This is a genomic window from Streptomyces sp. NPDC017943, from assembly GCF_044328425.1.
Taxonomy (GTDB): Bacteria; Actinomycetota; Actinomycetes; order Streptomycetales; family Streptomycetaceae; genus Streptomyces; species Streptomyces djakartensis_A.
Window position 1 is genome coordinate 1 of sequence record NZ_JBIRHH010000086.1, and the last position, 1,415, is coordinate 1,415.

The 1,415-nt window shown below is 64.0% G+C and carries 1 protein-coding gene and 3 pseudogenes; 2 read left to right on the forward strand and 2 right to left on the reverse strand.

What is annotated here, in order from left to right:
* Both ACH4C6_RS36415 and ACH4C6_RS36420 read right to left on the reverse strand, forming a co-directional pair.
* Positions 1–125 (reverse strand): annotated as a pseudogene (locus tag ACH4C6_RS36415) (IS5/IS1182 family transposase); the annotation flags it as partial.
* 74 nt (positions 126–199) lie between these two features.
* Positions 200–999 (reverse strand): IS5 family transposase gene (locus ACH4C6_RS36420; RefSeq protein WP_398112847.1). Its coding sequence is split into 2 segments (ribosomal slippage): positions 200–661 and positions 664–999, totalling 798 coding nucleotides; the frame shifts between segments, so codons are not numbered across the junction.
* Positions 1,000–1,050: 51 nt separating this feature from the next.
* Between ACH4C6_RS36420 and ACH4C6_RS36425 the strand changes: the two are divergent.
* Both ACH4C6_RS36425 and ACH4C6_RS36430 read left to right on the forward strand, forming a co-directional pair.
* Positions 1,051–1,125: pseudogene (locus ACH4C6_RS36425) on the forward strand (transposase); the annotation flags it as partial.
* A gap of 91 nt (positions 1,126–1,216) precedes the next feature.
* Positions 1,217–1,415: pseudogene (locus tag ACH4C6_RS36430) on the forward strand (IS5/IS1182 family transposase); the annotation flags it as partial.

Genomic DNA, 1,415 nt, shown 5'->3' on the forward strand with positions numbered 1-1,415 from the left:
AGGACGTAGATGATCGCGGCGAACAGCGTCTCGTCAGGTGTGTCCTGCGTTCCGCCGCCCTGCGGCCACACCCTCGACGGCGGGATCAGCGGCTTGGCGATCTCCCACAACCCATCCGGAACAATCCAACTCCACGTGCCCCGCCCCTTACCGTGGTCAACGACGCCTCACCACGTAGGACACGGTCTTAGAAGTCATCTCATTTGGTGAGTCTGCGGTAGCAGATCAGGGTGCAGGCGATGCTGGTGAAGGCCAGGAAGTGGTCGGCTTTGCGTTCGTAGCGGCGGTGCAGACGTCGGCATCCGGCGAGCCAGGACATGGTGCGTTCGATGGTCCAGCGGTGGCGGCTGAGTCGTTGTGAGGTCTCGATGCCCTTTCGGGCGATGCGGTGCCGGATGCCTCGTCCGGATAACCATCGCCGCAGGTGGTTGTAGTCGTAGCCCTTGTCAGCGTGGAGTTTGTCCGGTCTGCGCCGCCGGCGTCCTCGGCGAGAACGGATCGGCGGTATGCCCTTCACCAGTGGGATCAGTGCCTGACTGTCGTGTGTGTTGGCGCCCGAGATGCCGATGGACAGGGGCAGGCCGGTCCGCTCAGTGATCAAGTGGATCTTTGAGCCGTACTTGCCCCGGTCTACAGGATTCGGGCCTGTCAGCTCCCCCTTTTCAAGGCCCGCATGTTCACCGAGTCGATCGCGCACCGAGACCAGTCCAACTCGCCGCGGGATCCCAGTTCGTCGAGGACCAGGCGGTAGAGTTTGGCCCACACCCGGGCCTTCGTCCACTCGGTGAATCGCCGGTGAGCCGTCGCGCCGGACGGCCCGAACGACGCGGTCGGCAACTGCTGCCACGTGCAGCCAGAGGTCGCCACGAAGACGATTGCGGCCAGCACTTCGCGGTCGCCGTGCCGACGCCGGCCGCCACCCTGAGGCCGCGACGGTGCCTCCGGCACCACGCGCTGGAACAGCTCCCACAACTCGTCCGGCACCAGCCGCTCAACGATCCTCGCCACGACCGGACAGCATACCCAGCCAAATGAGATGACTCCTTAAACCACCGCCGCGACCGCCTCCCCGACACCTACCGCGCCATCGCCAGCCTTGTCTCCGACCGCACGGCCAACATCTGAAGATAGCAGTGAACCTCTTTCATCTTGTGCTGGAGGGTGAAATGGGCTGGTCAGCGGGTGTGGTGACGAGGCAGGGCCCCTGATCGTTGGCGTGGTGATTCCACTCAGCACGCTGGCGACCGAAGGGGCCCTGTTGGTTCCGTATCCTGCCATGCTCGACGTCCCGTATGAGCTGGTCGAGCATATTTCCTGGTCGCTGTATGAGCACCGCAGTGCCCGCAACGTCCCCTGGCGCAAGCTTGGTTGCTTCAAACAGGCGCTTCTCACCCTGGTGCACCTACGCAAGAACG